This window comes from Kitasatospora sp. NPDC034533 (genome assembly GCF_055575155.1).
In genome coordinates this window covers 55,230-72,600 of record NZ_JBVITE010000031.1, presented here as the reverse complement: position 1 = coordinate 72,600, position 17,371 = coordinate 55,230, and the positions used below count along the sequence as shown (strand labels likewise).

The following is a 17,371-nucleotide window of genomic DNA, read 5'->3' as shown; positions in this document are numbered from 1 at the left end:
GGAGCACTGGTCGTGGAGATCGTCACCGCCGTCGCCTATCCCGAGGTCCACGACGCCTACCTGAGGGACCACCCGGTGGAGCGGGACCACGAGGCGAACAGCAACATGTACGGCGAGGAGAGCCTCGAACGCGCCGACCGCATCCCCGGCGGCTGGTGGCGGATCCGGCTCACCCGGGAGGACGTCCTGGGCGTCGTGCTGCCCTGGCACCTCAGCGAGGGCGGGGAGCTCGAACTGGTGCCGCGCTCGGGGCTGACGGTCGCCGAGGCGGCCGGGCGGATCCGGGCCGCCGGGGCCGCCTGGGCCGTCGCCAACCCGGTCTGCGCGGGGAAGCTGCGGCTGCTGGGGGAGGCCCCCTTCACGCCCGTCTTCCTCAGCACCGCCCCGATCGACCACTCCGACTACGGAGGCCTGGAGGTCCGCTCCGGCCTGATCCACCTCGACGGCCTGCACCGCATGCTGGCCTGGGAGTTGAGCGGGCGACTGCCCGAGTGGGCCGGACTGGACGGCTACCTGGCGGGCGACCCGGGGGTGGCCGCCGGGCCCGCCCGGGCGGGCCGGAGGAGGGGCGGGTCGGCGTGACCCCCGCGACGCGGCACCTCCGGTCCACGCCGTCCGCCGACCCGGCCCGCGCCGTTCCCGCCACGGGCCCCGCGCCCTCGGCGGATCCCGCCGCCGCGGCCGACGCCGCCCGCTCGCTGCCCGGACTGCTCGCGCACCTCGCCCGGACCCACCCCGACCGGCCCGCCCTGGGCGACGGCGTCCGCACCTTCGACTACCGCGCGCTCGACGCCGCGGCCGACCGGATCGCCGCCCGGCTGGCCGCCGCCGGCACCGGCCGGGGAGACCGGGTCGCGCTGGTCGGCCCCCGGGACGCCCGGATGCTGGTGCTGCTGTACGGGGTGCTGCGCTCGGGCGCCGCGGCCGTGCTGGCCGACCCGGACTGGTCGCCGGCCGACCTGGCCCGGCGGCTGGCCGCCGTCGCGGCGGCCCGGGTGCTGGCCACCGAGGACGGCCTCGGCGGAGAGCCGGTCGACCTCGGTGGCCAGCACCCGGGCCCCTCGACGCCGGCGGACCGGCCGACGCCGGCGGCCGAGGTGCGGGGCGAGGACCTCGCGTACCTCTCCTTCACCTCCGGATCGAGCGGCGAGCCCAAGGCCGTGGCCGTCACCCACGCCAACGCCCTGCACTACGCCCGGGCGCTGGCCGAACGCCTCGACCTCACCGAGGCCGACGCTCCGTGCGCCGCCCACGTCACCACCCTGGCCGCCGACCTCGGCCACACCGCCTGGCTGCTCGCCCTGGCCACCGGCGGCTCGGTGCACCTCGTCCCGGACCACGAGGTGCGCGACCCGCAGGCCTTCTGGGCCTCGCTGCGCCGCGCCCGGGTGGACCTGCTGAAGACCACCCCCTCGCACCTGACCGCCCTGCTGGAGGGGCGCCCGGCCGGTGCCCCGCCGCTGCGCACCGTGCTGCTCGGCGGCGAGCCGCTGCCGCGCCCGCTCGCCGCCGCCCTGCTCGACGGCGGCACCACCGCGCGGCTGGTCAACCACTACGGCCCGACCGAGACCACCGTCGGCGCCACCTGCCTGCCGGTCACCTCCGCGAGCCAGCTGCCCGCCGACGAGGCGACCGTGCCGATCGGCACCGGGATCGGCGACGTGCTGCTCACGGTGGTGGACGGCGAGGGCCGGGCGGTGCCGGACGGCGAGGTCGGCGAACTGCTCGTCGGCGGCCGGGGCGTGACCCCGGGGTACTTCGGCCGGCCGGCCGAGACCGCCCGCAGCTTCGTCCACCACGACGGCCAACTGGTCTACCGCACCGGCGACCTGTGCCGCAGGCGCCCCGACGGGAACCTGGTCTTCCTGGGCCGGGTGGACCGCCAGGTGAAGGTCCGCGGCTACCGGGTGGACCTCGCCGAGGTCGAGCGTGCGATGGACGGCCACCCCGATGTGGCCCGCTCGGCGGCGCTGCTGCGGTCGGACGCGCTCGGCAACCAACTGATCGGCGTGGTGAGGCTGGTGGACGGAGCCGGCGGGGTCGAGGGGCTGACGGCGTACCTGCGGGACCGGCTGCCCGGCTACTCCGTGCCGCGGCCGATCCTGGTGCTGCCGCGGTTCCCGGTCGGTCCGAACGGCAAGCTCGACCGGCGGCGGCTCGCCGAGCTGGCGGCCGAACTGGTCGAGGCCCGGGCCGAGTCGGGCGGCGCCGCCGCGAGCGGCCCGGCCGGGGAGATCGCCCGGTTCTGGGCGGCCGCGCTCGGACTGCCCGCCGTCGGGCCGCGCACCGACGTGCTGAGCCTCGGCGGGGACTCCATCCTCGCCATGCGCACCATCGCGCTCCTGCGGCGCTCGGGCCTGCGGGTCGCCTACGAGGACTTCTACCGGCACCCGACGGCGGAGGGCCTGGCGGCGGCCGCCGTCCCGGCCGCGCCGTCCGTACCGGCTCCGCGCGGTCCGGGCTCCGGCCGACTCGCCCCCGCGCAGCGGTGGTTGTACCGCCAGCGCGCGCTGCGGGACGTGCGGCACTGGAACCAGTCGGTGCTGCTGCGCTGCGGAGCCGCCGTCGACCCGCGGGCGCTCTCGGCGGCCGTCGCGGCGGTGCTGGAGCGGCACCCGGCGCTGCGCCGGCCGATCTCCCCGGAGGGCTGCGGCGAGCCCCGGCCGGTGGCCGACCTCGACCCGGTCTCCCACTCCCGGATCCCGCGCGCGGCCGGGGAGATCGCCGGCACCGTCGCCGGGGTCTGCACCGAACTCCACCGCAGCCTCGACCCGTCGGCCGCCCGGCTGCTGCGGGTCCACCTCTTCTCCGGCCCGCCCGGCACCGACGACCGGCTCGCGCTGATCGCGCACCACCTGGTGGTCGACGGGCTGTCCTGGCGGATCCTGCTGGACGACCTGGCGCACGCGTACCGGGCGGCGCTCGACGGCAAGCCGGCCGACCTGCCGCCGACGGCGGACTTCTACGCCTGGGCCGCGGCGGTGGCGCCTGCGGACCCAACGCCCCCGGCGGAGGCCTCCGCCCAGGAAGCCCCGGCCCAGCGGCCCGCCGCGCTCAGCTGGGCGCTGGACCCGGAGCCCACCGCCCGGCTGATCGCCCGGCACGGAGCCGGGGCCGGGCTGGAGGCCGTCCTGCTGGCCGCCTTCGCCGAGGCCCTCACCGCCGACAGCGGCCGCCCCCGGCTCGCCGTGGAGGTCGAGACCCACGGCCGGGACGCGGCCGGCGACGCGGGGGAGTTCCTGGACACCGTCGGCTGGTTCACCGCCGCCAAGCACGTCGAGCTGGACGCCGGGGACACCCCGGACACGGTGGCGCGGCGGCTGCGCGAGACGCCCGTCCGGCCGATGGACGCACCTGGTGAGCGGCCCGCCGTCGGCTTCAACTTCCTCGGCACCTTCCGGCTGCCCGAGGAACCCGCGCTGGACTGGAGCGTCGCGGCCGAGCAGGCCGGAGTGGCCCGCTGCGCCGGGGGCGATCCGCTGTACGACCTGCGGCTCACCGCACGGGTGGTGGAACGACGGCTGGTGGCCGACCTGGTGTACGGCCGGTCGGCCTGCGCGGACGGCGCCGCCGAGCGGATCACCGGGCGGTTCGCCCGCACCGTGGCGGCCGAGGCGGGGGCACCGGACGCCGCGCGACCGGTCCGGGCACCGCTGTCCACCTCGGGGCAACTGCTGCACACCGGCCCCGCCCCGACGGCGCCGACCGCCCGGGCGGTGGTGCGCGAACCCGCCCGGGTGCTGCTCACCGGTGCCACCGGCTACCTCGGCCGGCACCTGCTGGAGGCCTTCCTGCGGCGCGGCGCCGACGTCACCTGCCTGGTGCGGGCCTCCGGCGACGCCGAGGCGCTGCGCCGGCTCGGCGGCGGTCCGGCCGGCGGGGGCCGCCCGGCCCGGGCACTCGCCGGGGACATCGACCGGGACGGCCTCGGCCTCTCCCCGGCCGGGCTGGACCTCGCCCGGGGCGCCGACCTGGTGGTGCACGCCGCGGCGGACGTCCGGCTGGTGGCCTCGCCCGACGAACTGGAGCGCACCAACCACACGGCGGTGCGCCGGCTGCTCGACTGGGTCGGGGAGAACGCCCCGCACGCCCGGGTCCACCACGTCTCCACGCTCGCCGTCTCCGGCGGCGTGGACGGCCCGCCGCGCCGCTTCAGCGAGGCGGACCTGGAGATCGGCCAGCACTTCCGCACCCCGTACGAGCGGACCAAGTACCGGGCGGAGCAGGCCGTGCGGGCCTGGGCCGCCCGCGGCCACACCGCCTACCTGCACCGCAGCGGCCACATCGCGGCGCACAGCCGGACCGGCGCGTTCCAGGCCAACGCCGGCGACAACCGGATCTACCAGCTGATCCGCGGCTACCTGCTGGCCGGCGCCGCGCCGAGCCGGCCGGACACCGCCTTCGCGTTCTCCCACGTGGACACGGTGGCCGCCGGGATCGCCGCGATCGCCCTCGACCCGTACGCCGCGCCCGGCGCGTACCACGTGGAGTCGCCGCACGCCGTCCCGCACGATGAGCTGGTGGGGTGGCTGGCCGGGCACGGCCACCCCGTGCGGCTCACCGACGAGGAGGGCTTCGCGGCCGCCCTCGCCCGGGCCGAGCGGCGCCACCCGACGGCCGCCCGGGTGGCCGCCGCCTGGGCGGCGCAGGAGGAGCGGCGCGTCCTGGTGGACAGCACGTACACCACCGGGGTGCTGGACCGGCTGGGGGTGCGCTTCGCCGCGCCGACCCGGCGGTGGTGGTCGGCCGCGCTCTCCTGGGCCGCCGGGGCCGGCTACCTGCCGCCCGCCGGCCCGAACCCCCCGATCCTCGAAGGCAGGACCAACCCGTGAAGGAAGGCTCCGTGTCCCAGCTCTCCCCGGTGCTCAAGCAGGCCACCCCGGTCGTCGCCGTGCGCGGCGAAGGCCTCCACCTCTACGACGCCGACGGCCGCCGCTACCTCGACTTCACCTCCGGCGTGGGGGTGACCAGCACCGGCCACTGCCACCCGAGGGTGGTCGAGGCCGTGCGCGAGCAGGCCGGCCGGCTGATCCACGGGCAGTACACCACCGTGCTGCACGACCAGCTGCTCACCCTCACCGAGCGGCTCGGCGAGGTGCTGCCGCCCGGCCTGGACTCGCTGTTCTACGCCACCGCCGGCACCGAGGCGGTGGAGGCCGCGCTGCGGCTCGCCCGGCAGGCGACGGGACGGCAGAACGCGATCGTCTTCGAGGGCTCCTTCCACGGCCGCACCATGGGCGCGGCCTCGCTCACCACGGCGGGCACCCGGTTCCGGGCGGGCGTCGGCCCGATGATGCCCGGGGTCGCGGTGGCGCCCTTCCCGGCGGCCTTCCGGCTCGGCCTGTCCGAGGAGGAGGCGGTGGCGCACGCCCTGCGCGGACTGGACGAGGTGCTCGCCACCGTCTCCGCGCCCGCCGAGACGGCCGCCATGTTCGTCGAGCCGGTGCTCGGCGAGGGCGGCTACGTGCCGGCCCCGCCCGGCTTCCTGGCCGGGCTGCGCGAGCGGGCCGACCGCCACGGCATCCTGCTGGTGGTCGACGAGGTGCAGAGCGGCTTCGGCCGCACCGGCCGGTTCTGGGCCCACCAGTACGAGGCGGGGGTGCGGCCCGACGTGCTGATCACCGCCAAGGGCCTGGCCAGCGGCTTCCCGCTGTCCGCGATCGCCGCGCCCGCCGAGCTGATGGCACGCGCCTGGCCCGGCTCTCAGGGCGGCACCTACGGCGGCAACCCGGTGGCCTGCGCCGCCGCCCTGGCGACGCTGGAGGTGCTGCGCGAGGAGCGGCTGGTCGAGAACGCGGCCGCGCAGGGCGCCCGGCTGCTGGCCGGGCTCCGGGAGGTGGCCGCCGGGGCGCCCGGGATCGCCGACGTCCGCGGGCTCGGGCTGATGGCCGCCGCCGAGTTCTGCCGCCCGGACGGCGCCCCCGACCCGGAGGCGGCCCGGCGCGTCCAGCAGGCGGCGGCCGAGCACGGGTTGCTGCTGTTGCTGTGCGGGATCCACGTCAACGTCGTCCGGATGATCCCCGCACTGGTCGTCACGGCCGAACAGATCGACGAGGGACTGGAGTTGTGGGCGAAGGCCGTCGAGACCGGCGGCCGGTAGGGAGGAGTGGACATGGACGCGGTGACCGAAATCGGCTGGAGCAGCCTGGAGTTGGAGGCCCGGCGGGAGCTGTGGTCGTTCCGGCTGACGGAGCGGGAGCGGCACCTGCTGTGGGCCGACACCCGGGCCGGGCGGTGGGGTGCGGCCGAGGGGGTGCGGGCCCGGCTGCGGGAGTTCGTCCGGGACGCCGCCGGCTCGGTCGGGATCACCCATGTGAGCGGCCTGATGGACCCGTCCCACCCCGAGCAGGAGATCACCGAGGCGCTCTCCTTCCTGCTGCGGGACTTCGGCCGGATCGTCCCGCAGAACGGGCGCGGCGACCTCACCTCGGTGCTGCGCGACCAGGACGGCGACGGCAACACCGAACTCGGCTTCCACTGCGACACCTGCGACCTGCTCGTCCTGCTCTGTCTCCAACCCGCCTTCGACGGCGGCGGGTTGACCAAGCTGGCGAGTGCCCGGCACGTGCACGACCTGATCGAGCGGGAGCGGCCGGACGCGCTGAGCACGCTCCGCGAGGACTGGACCTTCGACCGGACCGGCCGGGCCGGCCCGCAGGTGGTGGTCACCCCGATCCTCTACGACCGCAAGGACGGGACGATCGGCTGCTACTACCAGACCCGCACCGTGCGGTCGTCCCCCGACCGGGGCGGCCCGGAACTGACGGATCGACAGTGGGAGGCGCTGGGCGTGCTGGACGAGGTGCTCTACCGGCCGGAGATCGCCTTCGGGCTGCCGATGGGCCCCGGGGACCTGCTGATCATCCGCAACAGCCGGGTGCTGCACGGGCGTTCCCCGTTCGTCGACGAACCCGGGCGCTACTCGCGGCGGATGCTGCGGATCTGGCTGAACGAGGGGGAGGAGTGGGAGCTGTGAGCACCGGAGGAGGCCCCGGGGGCCAGGCCGCACCGCACGGACGGGTGGCGATCGTCACCGGCGGGGGCAGCGGCCTCGGCCGGGCCTCGGCGCTGGCGCTGCTGGCGGCCGGCTGGACGGTGGTCGTCGCCGGGCGCCGCAAGGACGCGCTGGAGGAGACCGCGGCCCTGGCCGGGCCCGGCGCCGAACGGGTGCTGCCCGTGCCGACGGACATCCGCAGTCCGGAGGAGGTCGCCCGGCTCTTCGACACCGTCCTCGACCGGTACGGCCGGCTGGACCTGCTGTTCAACAACGCGGGCGCCGCGGCCCCGCGCCGGCCGATCACCGAGACCCCGTTCGAGGACTGGAACCGGGTGCTGGACACCATCGTCACCGGCGGCTTCCTCTGCGCCCGCGAGGCCTTCCGGGTGATGAGCACCCAGACCCCGCAGGGCGGGCGGATCATCAACAACGGCGCCCCCTCGGCGTACGTGCCGCGCCCGCAGTCCATCGCCTACACGGCGGCCAAGCACGCCGTGCTCGGCCTCACCAAGGTGCTGGCCCTGGACGGCCGGCCGTACGGCATCTCCTGCGGGCAGATCGACGTCGGCAACGTCGCCCCGGTGGACGGCGGACCCCAGCCGGCCGCGATGCAGGCGGACCGGACGATGGCCGTCGAGGCGACCATCCCGGTGGAGCGCTTCACCGAGGCCCTGGTGCTGATGGCCTCGCAGCCGCCGGACACCACCATCCAGTCCCTGGTGGTGCTGCCGACCACCATGCCGTTCGTCGGGCGGGGGTGAGCCGTGCTGGTCAGCGCACGCTCGTTCGCGGACTACCGGGCGATGTTCGCGCTGGGCGACCGGGACCTGGAGCAGCGCGTGCTGGACTGCCCGGCCGGCGCGGCGAGCTTCGTGGCGGAGGCCGGGTGGCGCGGCATCGACGCCGTCGCGGTCGACCGCCAGTACGCCGAGCACCGTGCGGAGCTGGGCTTGCTGGTCGAGCGGGAGACCGCCTTCAAGCGCGAACTGCTGGTGGAGCAGACCGAGGGCTACGTCTGGTCCCGGTACGCGGACGTGGACGACCTGATCCGCCAGTGGACGGCCAACGCCCGCGCCTTCCGGGCCGACATCGGCGCCCGGACGCACCGCTACGTGGCCGGTTCGCTGCCCGAACTCCCCTTCGCCGACGACTCGTTCGACCTGGTGCTCAGCTCCCACCTGCTGTTCTCGTACGGCGGCCGGCTCGACGAGGAGTTCCACCGGGCGGCCCTGCTGGAGCTCGCCCGGGTGGCGCGGCGGGAGGTGCGGATCTTCCCCCTGGTGGCGCACGACACGGGCGAGCGGTATCCCGGACTGGAGCGGCTGCGCGGGGAGTTGGCCGGCCTCGGGGTGCCGAGCCGGACGGAGCGGGTGGCCTACGAGTTCCGGCCCCGGGAGAACGAGATGCTGGTGCTCTCGACCGTGGACCACCGGGCTCCGGCCCGGACCGCGCCGGGAGCGGCGGCGGCCGTGGACCCGGTGCGGTGGCGGCACCGGGAGGCGGGCGCCTGAGCCCTCGGGCCCCGTCGGGGCCGGTCCGGCGCTCGAATCGCCCCGACCGGTCCGCACTGCCCGAAATGCCCCCAGGGGGTATGGCGAACGGGGCGGATTCCCCGTGGACAACTCGCTTCGGGCGGGCCATGGTTGTCGGTATGACCACGCATCAGAACGACCAGGGGCACAGCGGGCACGACGGGCACCACGAGCACGAGACGCACCACACGCATCAGGGGCATCACGCACACCACGGCCACCACGGCGCACCCCAGGGGCTGGCGGCCTCCGCCCAGGGCTTCACCCTGGTGCCGGAGACCGTCGGCCTCACGGGTGAGTTCACCTTCCGCATCACCGGCGCCGACGGCACGTCCGTCACCGCGTACGAGCCGCAGCACGAAGCGCTGCTGCACCTGATCGTGGTGCGCGCCGACCTCTCCGGCTACCGCCACGTCCACCCCGAGCTGGGCGCCGACGGCACCTGGCGGGTGGCGACCCCGTTCGACGGCCCCGCCGCCTACCACGCGTACGCGGACTTCAAGGCCGTCGGCGCCGACCCGCTCACCCTCGGCGTGGACCTCACCATCCCCGGCGAGAGCGCCGCCCGGCCGCTGCCGGAGCCCGCCACCACCGCCGAGGTCGACGGCTACACCGTCACCCTGGACGGGACGTTGGCGGCGGGCCGGGGCGCGCCGCTCACCTTCACCGTCAGCCGCGACGGCGCCCCGGTGGCCGACCTCCAGCCCTACCTCGCCGCCTACGGCCACCTGGTGGCGCTGCGTGCCGCGGACCTCGCCTACCTGCACGTCCACCCCGAGGGCGAGCCCGGCGACGGCACCACCGAGTCCGGCCCGGACATCACCTTCCACGCCGTCGCCCCGACCGCCGGTCCGTACCGGCTGTACCTGGACTTCAAGCACGGCGACCGGGTGCGCACCGCCGAGTTCACGGCCGTCGCCGGCGACTGAGCGCGCGCCGGTCGACTCCCGGGGCCGCCGCGCACCCGCCGCCCGCCCGGGGCGTCGACCGGGGCGGTGCCGGCGGCCGGAGAACCGCCGCGGTATCTGCGGCCGGGCACCGGCGCGGCGCCGGTGGCCGGAAAACCGGCGCGGCCCGTTGTCATCCGTTCACGGCGGGTGCGGCGTCCTGGGGACATGACCCGCTTTCCGGACCCGCCCGAGACCGATGCCCGAGCCGCCGGCCGGGAGCCCGCGCCGGGCCCCGGGACGCCGCACCCCGCGAGCCCGGCCGATCCCACGGTCCTGGCCCTGGCGGCGGTGACGGCGGTGGCGTCCGCGCTCCTGGTCCGGGCCCTGCTGCTGGAGTACGAGTCGCCGGACTGGCACTACTTCCTCGGCCCGTGGTCCCGGTACATCGCGGAGCGGGGCGGGTTCCGCGCCCTCGCCGGCGGCGGCTTCTCGGACTACAACGTCCCCTACCTGTACCTGATGGCCGGGCTCAGCTACCTGCCGGTGCCGGCGATGACCGGCGTCAAGTGCCTGTCGATCCTCTTCGACCTGGCGCTCGCGTACTACTCCCACCGGATCGTCTCGCTGCGGTGGCCGCACCGGCCCTGGCTGCCGTTCGCGGCGGCGGTGACGGTGCTGTTCCTGCCCACGGTCGTGACCAACAGCGGGTGGTGGGCCCAGGCCGACGCGGTCTTCACCACCTTCCTGATCGGCGGGGTCCACCACCTCCTGCGCCAACGGCCCTGGTGGGCCTGCGCGTTCTTCGGGTTGGCCCTGGCCTTCAAGCTCCAGGCGGTGTTCCTGTTCCCGCTGCTGCTCGTCCTCGTCCTGAACCGGCGGTTGCCGTGGCGGAGCCTGCTGGCCGTCCCAGCGGTGTACCTGGCGCTCGACGTCCCCGCCCTGCTGCTCGGCGCCGACCCCTGGCAGCTGCTGACGGTGTACGGCCGCCAGACGGGGACCTACCGGGACCTCACCCTCAACGCGCCGTCGGTCTACCAGTTCGTCTCGGTGCCGTCCGAGGCGAGCGACGCGGTGCGCCGGGCGGGCGTGCTGGTCGCCGGTGTGCTGGTGCTGGCGCTGGTCGCGCTGGCGGTCCGGGCCGCGCGGCGCGCCGAGGACCCGGCGGGGCTCACCGGGCCGCGGGTGCTGCTGCTGGCCGCCGTCTTCGCGATCGCGGTGCCGTTCCTGCTGCCGTCCATGCACGAGCGCTACTTCTACGTCGCGGACGTCCTCAGCGTGCTCGTGGCCTTCCAACGGCCGAGGCGGCTCTGGTACGTGCCGGTGCTGGTGCAGCTCTCCTCGTTCGGCAGCTACCTCAAGTTCATCGCGCCCGGCGTGGCGCCGTACCTGTCGATGCCGGCCCACGGCGCGCTGATGCTGCTGGCACTGATCGCCGTACTCCGGGCCACCGCCCGCGAGTTCGGCGCGCTCCGGACCTGACCGCCCGCCCCGGACCGGGCCCGCTGCGGCCCGGGGCGCCGGAAAGCGCCGGAAACCGGCTGCTCAGGCTTCGAGGTGTGGCCGGCGGAGCCGGTTCGGGGCGTCCGGCCGGTGGCTCGAAGGCCGGGGGCGGACCGGGAGCCGGGGCGGGTGCGGCGGCGCTCACCGTGCCCGCCCCGGCGCAGGGGGCGGTCAGTTGACGTAGACCGCCGGGGCGCCGGCCTGGCTGGTGTCGGTGACCGGGCCGTACGTCGCCGAGAAGTAGCCGTCGGCCGGGCAGAGCGTCGAGCCGCCGCTCTTGGCGAAGTGCTCGGCGCTGAAGGCCAGGCTGTGCGCGGTGTTGTCGGCGCTGCCGGTGAAGGCGCCGCTCAGCTGGAAGGAGCAGGTGACGGTGCCGAACCAGGTGTCCAGCACGGCGGTGGCCTGGATCGGCCCGGCGGAGCCGCCGCTGAGGGTGACCGGCAGGCCGGGGGCGTCGGAGACGGTGACGCCGTACGGCAGGTTGCCGACCGTCAGGCTGCGCACCGAGGTGACGCCGGTGATGTTGGCGGTGCACGAGCCGAAGGTCAGCCCGGTCAGCGACGCGGTCGCACTGCCCGGCGCGGCCGGGTTGCCCAGCGTCGTGGCGGTGAGCCGGGAGGTGGCGCAGGTGACGCCGGTGGTGCTGGTGGCGGTCGAGTAGAAGGTGGCCTTGGTGCCCGCGGCGAGCGGCGCGGCGAGGACGTCGCCCGCCGCGACGGCCGGGCCGCCCGCGCCCGCGGTGGTGAGCACCGGCGAGGCGGCGAGGGGCTCCGGCGCGGCGGAGGCGGAGGCGGTGGCCGCCGCGAGCGCGGTGGTGGCGCAGACGGCGGCGGCGGTGACGGCGAGGTGGCGGTTGATGCGCATGGAAGAGCCTCTTTCTCGGTGAGGGGCGAGAAGACGACCTCTGGCGGCTCCCGAGCGGTGGGGAACCGGGGAGCGCGCGGCGTTTCCGGGTTCCATAGCGTCCAGGCCTGACCATGCGCCGTCAAGGCGATGGACGGAACTTGCTGACTTTCCGTCAACAAGGATGGGTGAGGCGGAGACGGGGGAGCCGGTGCGGCTCCGGGAGCGGTGGCTGCGACAATCTCCCGCATGGCTGAGCACGACAACGACCGCGGCTACCTCCTGGACAACCGGCAGGCCGAGGCGGGCATCCGGTTCGGTGCCCTCTCCGACCTGTTCGACCCGGTGACCTTCCGGCACGTCGACGCCCTCGGGATCGGCCCCGGGATGCGCTGCTGGGAGGTCGGCGCGGGCGGCCCCTCCTTGCCGCTCGGACTCGCCGAGCGCGTCGGCCCCACCGGGTCGGTGGTCGCGACCGACATCGACGTCTCCTGGACCGCTCCCGTCGCCGGCGGGGTGATCGAGGTGCTGCGCCACGACGTGGCGGGCGACCCGCCGCCGCCCGGCGAGTTCGACCTGGTGCACGCCCGGCTGGTCCTGGTGCACGTCACCGACCGCGCCGAGGCCCTGCGCCGGATGGTCCAGGCGCTGCGCCCCGGCGGCTGGCTGCTCCTGGAGGACGCCGACCCGGCCCTGATGCCGCTGATCTGCCCGGACGAGTCCGGCCCCGACGAGCGCCTCGCCAACCGGCTGCGCTCCGGCTTCCGCACCCTGATGGCGGGGCGCGGCGCCGACCTCGCGTACGGGCGGACGCTGCCCAGGGTGCTGCGCGGGGCGGGCCTGGTGGACGTCCGGGCCGACGCGTACTTCCCGATCACCTCCCCGGCCTGCGCCGTCCTGGAGGACGCCACGGTCCGGCAGGTCCGCCGGCTGCTGGTGGGGGAGGGGCTGGCGACGGACGAGGAGATCGACCGCCACCTGGCCAACGTCGCCTCCGGCCGGCTCGACCTGGCCACCGCACCGCTGGTCTCCGCCTGGGCCCGCCGCCCCTGAGCCCCCATGACGCACCCCACCGACCTTCGCCCGCCCGACGCCACCGCGCTGCTCGGCGAGGTGCGCGCCTGCGTCGGGCGGCTCCTCGCGACCCTCGCGGGCCTGACCGACCGGCAGGCCCGCGAGCCCTCGTCGCTGCCCGGCTGGAGCCGCGCCCACCTCCTGACCCACCTCGCCCGCAGCGCCGACGCCTACCGGTGGCTGCTGGTCCTGGCCGGGACGGGCGCCGCACCCGGACCGCGCGCCGACGCCGCCATGCTGGACCGCGCGGTGCGCGAGGGCGCCGGGAGCGGCGCGGCCGAGCTGGTCGCCGACCTGCGCGGCAGCCTGGACGGGATGGTCACGGCGGCGGCCGCGGTGCCCGCCGACCGCTGGTCCGCCCTCGTGTCCGCGCTCGCCGGCTGGCGGCACCCGGCGTGGTTCACCCTGCACCGGGCCCGGCGCGAGCTCGAAACCCACCACGTCGACCTGGACCTCGGCCCCTCGGTCGCCGACTGGCCCGCAGGGTACGTCCGCTGGGAACTCGACCAGGCGGCGGCCGCCCTGGCCGCGCGCGGGTTCCCGGTCGCCCGGCTGACGGCCACCGACCTCGCCCGGGACTGGACCCCGGCCCCGGTCGGCCCCACCGTCAGCGGCCCCGGGTACGCCCTGCTCGCCTGGCTGTCGGGGCGCGGCCCGGGGGACGACCTGCGGGCGGACGGGCCGCTGCCGGCGCCGCCGGGGTGGCCGCTGCCGCCGGTGCCGGGCTGGGGCTGACCCGGGGGCGACGCCTGCTCCTGTAGCGGCGGTTCAGTGGCGTTCATCTCCGCTTCGGGTGGGTTTACCGGGCGGAAGGTCCACTGGAACGGGATCGCTGTGGCACCTGCCCGCCGTCCGCCATCCGCGGGGGAGGTGGCGGGCGGCGACCCTTCGGCGCACACTCGTCAGCCATGACCGGAACCCGCTCGCCGTCCCGACCTCCGTCCCCGCTCCGGCACCCGTCCCCACCCCGGCACCCGTCCCGGCGCCCGGGCCTCGTCGTGGTGAGCGGCCCGCCCGGGGCGGGCAAGACCACCCTGGCGCACGCCCTGGCCGAAGCGCTCGGCCGGCCGGTCGTCTGCCGGGACGAGATCAAGGAGCGGATGGCCGCCGAACCTGGACCCGAACCCGGCCCCGGTCCTGAGGGCGACCTGGACCGCCGCGCACTGGCGGCGTTCTTCCGCACCATCGGCGAGCAGCTGCGCGCGGGCACGGACCTGGTGGCGGAGGCGGCCTACCAGGACCGGCTGTGGCGCCCCGGCCTGACGCCGCTCGTCGCCCTCGCCGACCTGCGCATCGTGCGCTGCACCGTCGACCCCGAGGTCGCCCGCGACCGCATCGCCCGCCGGGCCGCCGAGACGCCCGCCCGAGCCGTCCACGCGGACGGCGAACTGCTGCGCCGCATCGCGCGCGGTGAGCGGCCGATCGAGAGCTGGGTGCCGATCGCGCTGGACGCGCCCTGTCTGGTCGTGGACACCACCCGGGGCTGGAATCCGCCACTGGAACGGATCGCGGCCTTCGCCACCGGCGACGACGCCGCCACCGGTACCGACGCAGGCACCGGCACCAACACCGACGCCCGCACCAACACCGACGCCCGCACCGGCGCCGACGCCCGCACCGGCGCCGACGCCCGCACCGGCGCCGGCGCCGGCACCGGGCCGCCCGGCCGGGCGGGGACCCCGGCCCGCCGGTCCGACCTCGACGGTCCGGTCTAACCTCGACGGTATGGAGGCGTTCGAACACCCCGGCGGGCCGGAGGCTCCGGGCGGTGGCGGCGGAGCCGGGCCCGACGCCCTGGAGGCCCTGGTACGGCTGCTGGACCGGCGCGGCGCGGTGGTGCTCAGCGGGGCGGGCCTGTCCACCGAGTCCGGCATCCCCGACTACCGCGGAGCCACCGGCCGCCGCCGCAGCGGCACCCCGATGACGTACCAGGAGTTCACCGGCAGCGCCGAGGCCCGGCGCCGCTACTGGGCCCGCAGCCACACCGGCTGGCCCGCGATCGCCGGGGCCCGGCCCAACGCCGGGCACCACGCGGTGGAGGGGCTGCGCCGGTCCGGGCACGTCACGGCGGTCATCACCCAGAACGTCGACGGCCTCCACCACGCGGCCGGCACCCGGGAGGCCGTCGAACTGCACGGCGGGCTGCGCCGGGTGGTCTGCCTCGGCTGCCGCCGCACCAGCTCCCGGGCCGAACTCGACCTGCGGCTGGAGGAGCTCAACCGGGGCTTCCGCCGGCCGGGGGCGGAGCTGCGGCCCGACGGCGACGCGCGGCTGCCGCAGCCGCTGGTGGACGGCTTCCGGGTCGCCGCCTGCGCGGACTGCGGCGGAGTGCTCAAGCCCGACGTGGTCTTCTTCGGCGAGAACGTTCCCGTTCCCAGGGTCGAGCGCTGCTACGAACTGGTCGACGCGGCAAGCTCGTTGGTGGTTCTGGGCTCCTCGCTGACGGTGCTGTCCGGACTGCGCTTCGTTCGCCGGGCCGCCCGGGCGCGGCTGCCGGTGGCGATCGTCAACCAGGGGCCGACCCGGGCGGACGACCTCGCCGGGCTCCGGCTCGACCTGCCGCTGGGGCCTGCCATGACGGAGGTCGCCCGGCTGCTCGGCGCTCCCTGACGAGGCCGGCCGGCTGTCCGGCCGACCGCCGGGCCGTCCGTCGAACCGGCCGCGCCGCTCGGTCCGACCGGGCAGAAGGCCCGCCCCGGGCGAAAGCCCGGCCGCCGCCGGGCCCGACCGGAGCTCAGCCGGCCGGCTGCCAGGGCCGCCCCGGCACCCACAGTGGCACCCGGCCGTCGCGCGGCATGGAGCGGGCCGCGGCCCGCTCCAGCCAGGCGTCCACCCGCTCCGGATCGCCCTCGCACAGCTCCACCAGCGCCCCCGCGGCGATCCGGGTGCAGCACAGCACCAGCGCCAGGGTGTCCTGTCGGCGGTGGTGCTCCCGCACGTACGCCTCGCCGCGCTCGTCGATGCGGCGGGCCTGGTACGTTCCGTCCCCGGCGGCCAGCGCCTGGACCCCGTGCCACACCAGGGTCAGCGCACAGGGCTCGGCCGGGTGCTGGGTGCCGTCCCGCTGCGCCTGCTCGCGGGCCTCCGCCGCCCGCTGCCCCAGCCACCCCAGTGCCGTCGGCCCGTCCTCCCGGCAGGACCGCAGCACCAGTTCCGCGGCGCGGGTCGCGACGGCCCGCAGCACCGCCGGAGCGGGCACCCGCAGGCCGGACGCCGGCGCGTCCCCGAAGGCCAGCCAGGCGTCGGCCAGCGAGGCGGCCCGCAGGCCGCCCATCCAGGCCGGCTCCCCGGCGTCGGCGCCCAGCCGCTCCTGCGCACCGAGCCGCACCAGCCCCACGGCCGCCAGGCTTGCCGCGTCCCCGTCAAGCTCCCGCAGCCACTCGCTCCGCGCCATCACACACCCCCGTCAGCGTCGCGCCACCCCGTGAAGGCTCATCCCACCACACCGGGACGGGAACGAACTAGACAGGGTCACGTCACAATCCTGACCGGGGTGCGCCGGGGTGACGAGGGGAGGGGCCGTCGTCAGCTCCGCGCAAGGTGGTCGATCAGGCCAATCGCGTCCGCCACCGAGCCTGCCGGGTCGATCACCGGGTAGAGGACCCCACGGATGGTGCGGGTGGCGTCCAGGACGAGGGTGAGGCGCTTGAGCCGGTCGACGCCCGAGGCCCGGAAGGTGGGCAGGCGCAGCGCGGCGGCCAGCTGGAGGTCGGCGTCGGAGAGCAGCGGGAAGGGGATCCGGGCGTGCTCGGCGAACGCGGCCAGCTGGTCGGGGCGTTGGGTGCTGATGCCGTGGACGCGGGCGTCGCGGGCGGTGAACTCGGGCATCCGGTCGCGGTAGGTGCTGGACTCCAGGGTGCAGCCGCCCGCGCCGGGGACCTCCGCCCAGCCGGGCGGGTAGTCCAGGCCGCCGGGGGCGTAGGCGCCGGGGTAGCAGTAGAGCACCGTCCAGGTGGCTCCGGTCACGACCGGGTCGGTCAAGTCGCCGCTGGCGGAGTCGAGTTCGAGCTCGGGAAGGCGGCGTCCGGTCAGGCCGTGCACCCGGCGGGTCTCGGCCGAGTCGGCGGTGCTGGTGGCGGAGAGGGAGCCGTCGCCCAGCACGTACCGGTCGCCCCAGTCCTGGAGGGCGACCAGGAGGGGCAGCAGACCCCGCCCGCGCTCGGTGAGGTGGTACTCGTAGCGCGGTGGGTGCGCGTGGTAGAGCCGCTTCTCCAGGACCTCGTCGGCCACCAGCGCCTTGAGCCGCTCGGTGAGGACCCGGCGGCTGATGCCGAGCCCGGCGCACAGGGCGTCGAACTGGTGGGTGCCGCCGGCGATGTCCCTGATCAGGAGCAGTGTCCAGGTGTCGCCGACCACGGTCAGCGCCTGGGAGATCGCGCAGTCGGGGTCCGCTGCTTCGGTGTGCCGCATGGCCACCGATTATAGTGAGTTCCAAAATGAAACCCACTCGCCCGGGGAGGTCGCGGGGCGCACGGCCGCAGCCGCGCCGCGGACGGGTGGGCAGGTCGCGACAGAAGGGGTGGGACCGAGGGTGG

General features: G+C 76.3%; 15 protein-coding genes. 12 read left to right on the top strand and 3 right to left on the bottom strand.

Going from position 1 to position 17,371, the window contains the following annotated elements; translation table 11 throughout:
- Nucleotides 1-12 precede the first annotated feature (12 nt).
- From ACZ55U_RS21840 to ACZ55U_RS21805, 8 genes are all read left to right on the top strand, one after another.
- Complete coding sequence (locus ACZ55U_RS21840) at nt 13-582, top strand: DUF6309 family protein (protein WP_465527976.1); 570 nt, start codon at nt 13-15, stop codon at nt 580-582.
- A complete protein-coding gene (locus ACZ55U_RS21835; RefSeq protein ID WP_465527974.1) occupies nt 579-4,832 on the top strand; it encodes an amino acid adenylation domain-containing protein in 4,254 nt (1,417 codons plus the stop codon). Before ACZ55U_RS21840 ends, ACZ55U_RS21835 begins: the two co-directional genes overlap by 4 nt.
- An 11-nt stretch (nt 4,833-4,843) precedes the next feature.
- On the top strand, nt 4,844-6,100 hold the full coding sequence (locus ACZ55U_RS21830; RefSeq protein ID WP_465527972.1) for an aspartate aminotransferase family protein: 1,257 nt from the start codon (nt 4,844-4,846) through the stop codon (nt 6,098-6,100).
- A 12-nt stretch (nt 6,101-6,112) separates the two neighbouring features.
- Nucleotides 6,113-6,976 (top strand): TauD/TfdA family dioxygenase, encoded by an 864-nt coding sequence (locus ACZ55U_RS21825; RefSeq protein ID WP_465527970.1) that lies wholly within the window; start codon nt 6,113-6,115, stop codon nt 6,974-6,976.
- Complete coding sequence (locus tag ACZ55U_RS21820; RefSeq protein ID WP_465527968.1) at nt 6,973-7,758, top strand: SDR family oxidoreductase; 786 nt, start codon at nt 6,973-6,975, stop codon at nt 7,756-7,758. The genes ACZ55U_RS21825 and ACZ55U_RS21820 overlap by 4 nt, the downstream gene beginning before the upstream one ends.
- Before the next feature lie 3 nt (nt 7,759-7,761).
- Nucleotides 7,762-8,508, top strand: coding sequence for a methyltransferase domain-containing protein (locus tag ACZ55U_RS21815; RefSeq protein ID WP_465527966.1), 747 nt, complete (start codon nt 7,762-7,764; stop codon nt 8,506-8,508).
- Between the two features lie 140 nt (nt 8,509-8,648).
- The gene (locus ACZ55U_RS21810) at nt 8,649-9,458 is read left to right on the top strand and encodes a hypothetical protein (RefSeq protein ID WP_465527964.1); all 810 of its coding nucleotides are present in this window, start codon (nt 8,649-8,651) and stop codon (nt 9,456-9,458) included.
- 186 nt (nt 9,459-9,644) lie between these two features.
- Entirely contained in the window at nt 9,645-10,898 is a 1,254-nt protein-coding gene (locus ACZ55U_RS21805) for a glycosyltransferase 87 family protein (RefSeq protein ID WP_465527962.1), read from the top strand.
- Nucleotides 10,899-11,090: 192 nt separating this feature from the next.
- Here ACZ55U_RS21805 and ACZ55U_RS21800 read toward each other — a convergent pair whose 3' ends face one another.
- Entirely contained in the window at nt 11,091-11,783 is a 693-nt protein-coding gene (locus ACZ55U_RS21800) for a Tat pathway signal sequence domain protein (RefSeq protein ID WP_465527960.1), read from the bottom strand.
- A 228-nt stretch (nt 11,784-12,011) separates the two neighbouring features.
- Here ACZ55U_RS21800 and ACZ55U_RS21795 point away from each other — a divergent pair, with 228 nt between their 5' ends.
- From ACZ55U_RS21795 to ACZ55U_RS21780, 4 genes are all read left to right on the top strand, one after another.
- Nucleotides 12,012-12,815: a methyltransferase domain-containing protein gene (locus tag ACZ55U_RS21795; protein ID WP_465527958.1), complete on the top strand. Its 804-nt coding sequence runs from the start codon at nt 12,012-12,014 to the stop codon at nt 12,813-12,815.
- A 6-nt stretch (nt 12,816-12,821) separates the two neighbouring features.
- The gene (locus tag ACZ55U_RS21790; protein ID WP_465527956.1) at nt 12,822-13,571 is read left to right on the top strand and encodes a maleylpyruvate isomerase family mycothiol-dependent enzyme; all 750 of its coding nucleotides are present in this window, start codon (nt 12,822-12,824) and stop codon (nt 13,569-13,571) included.
- Between the two features lie 266 nt (nt 13,572-13,837).
- Entirely contained in the window at nt 13,838-14,551 is a 714-nt protein-coding gene (locus ACZ55U_RS21785; protein ID WP_465527954.1) for a P-loop nucleotide/nucleoside kinase family protein, read from the top strand.
- A gap of 10 nt (nt 14,552-14,561) precedes the next feature.
- Complete coding sequence (locus tag ACZ55U_RS21780; protein WP_465527952.1) at nt 14,562-15,446, top strand: NAD-dependent protein deacetylase; 885 nt, start codon at nt 14,562-14,564, stop codon at nt 15,444-15,446.
- 124 nt (nt 15,447-15,570) lie between these two features.
- Here the strand turns inward: ACZ55U_RS21780 and ACZ55U_RS21775 are convergent, their stop codons facing one another.
- On the bottom strand, nt 15,571-16,230 hold the full coding sequence (locus ACZ55U_RS21775) for a hypothetical protein (protein ID WP_465527950.1): 660 nt from the start codon (nt 16,228-16,230) through the stop codon (nt 15,571-15,573).
- Between the two features lie 131 nt (nt 16,231-16,361).
- Nucleotides 16,362-17,246: a winged helix-turn-helix transcriptional regulator gene (locus tag ACZ55U_RS21770; RefSeq protein WP_465527948.1), complete on the bottom strand. Its 885-nt coding sequence runs from the start codon at nt 17,244-17,246 to the stop codon at nt 16,362-16,364.
- Nucleotides 17,247-17,371: the final 125 nt, after the last annotated feature.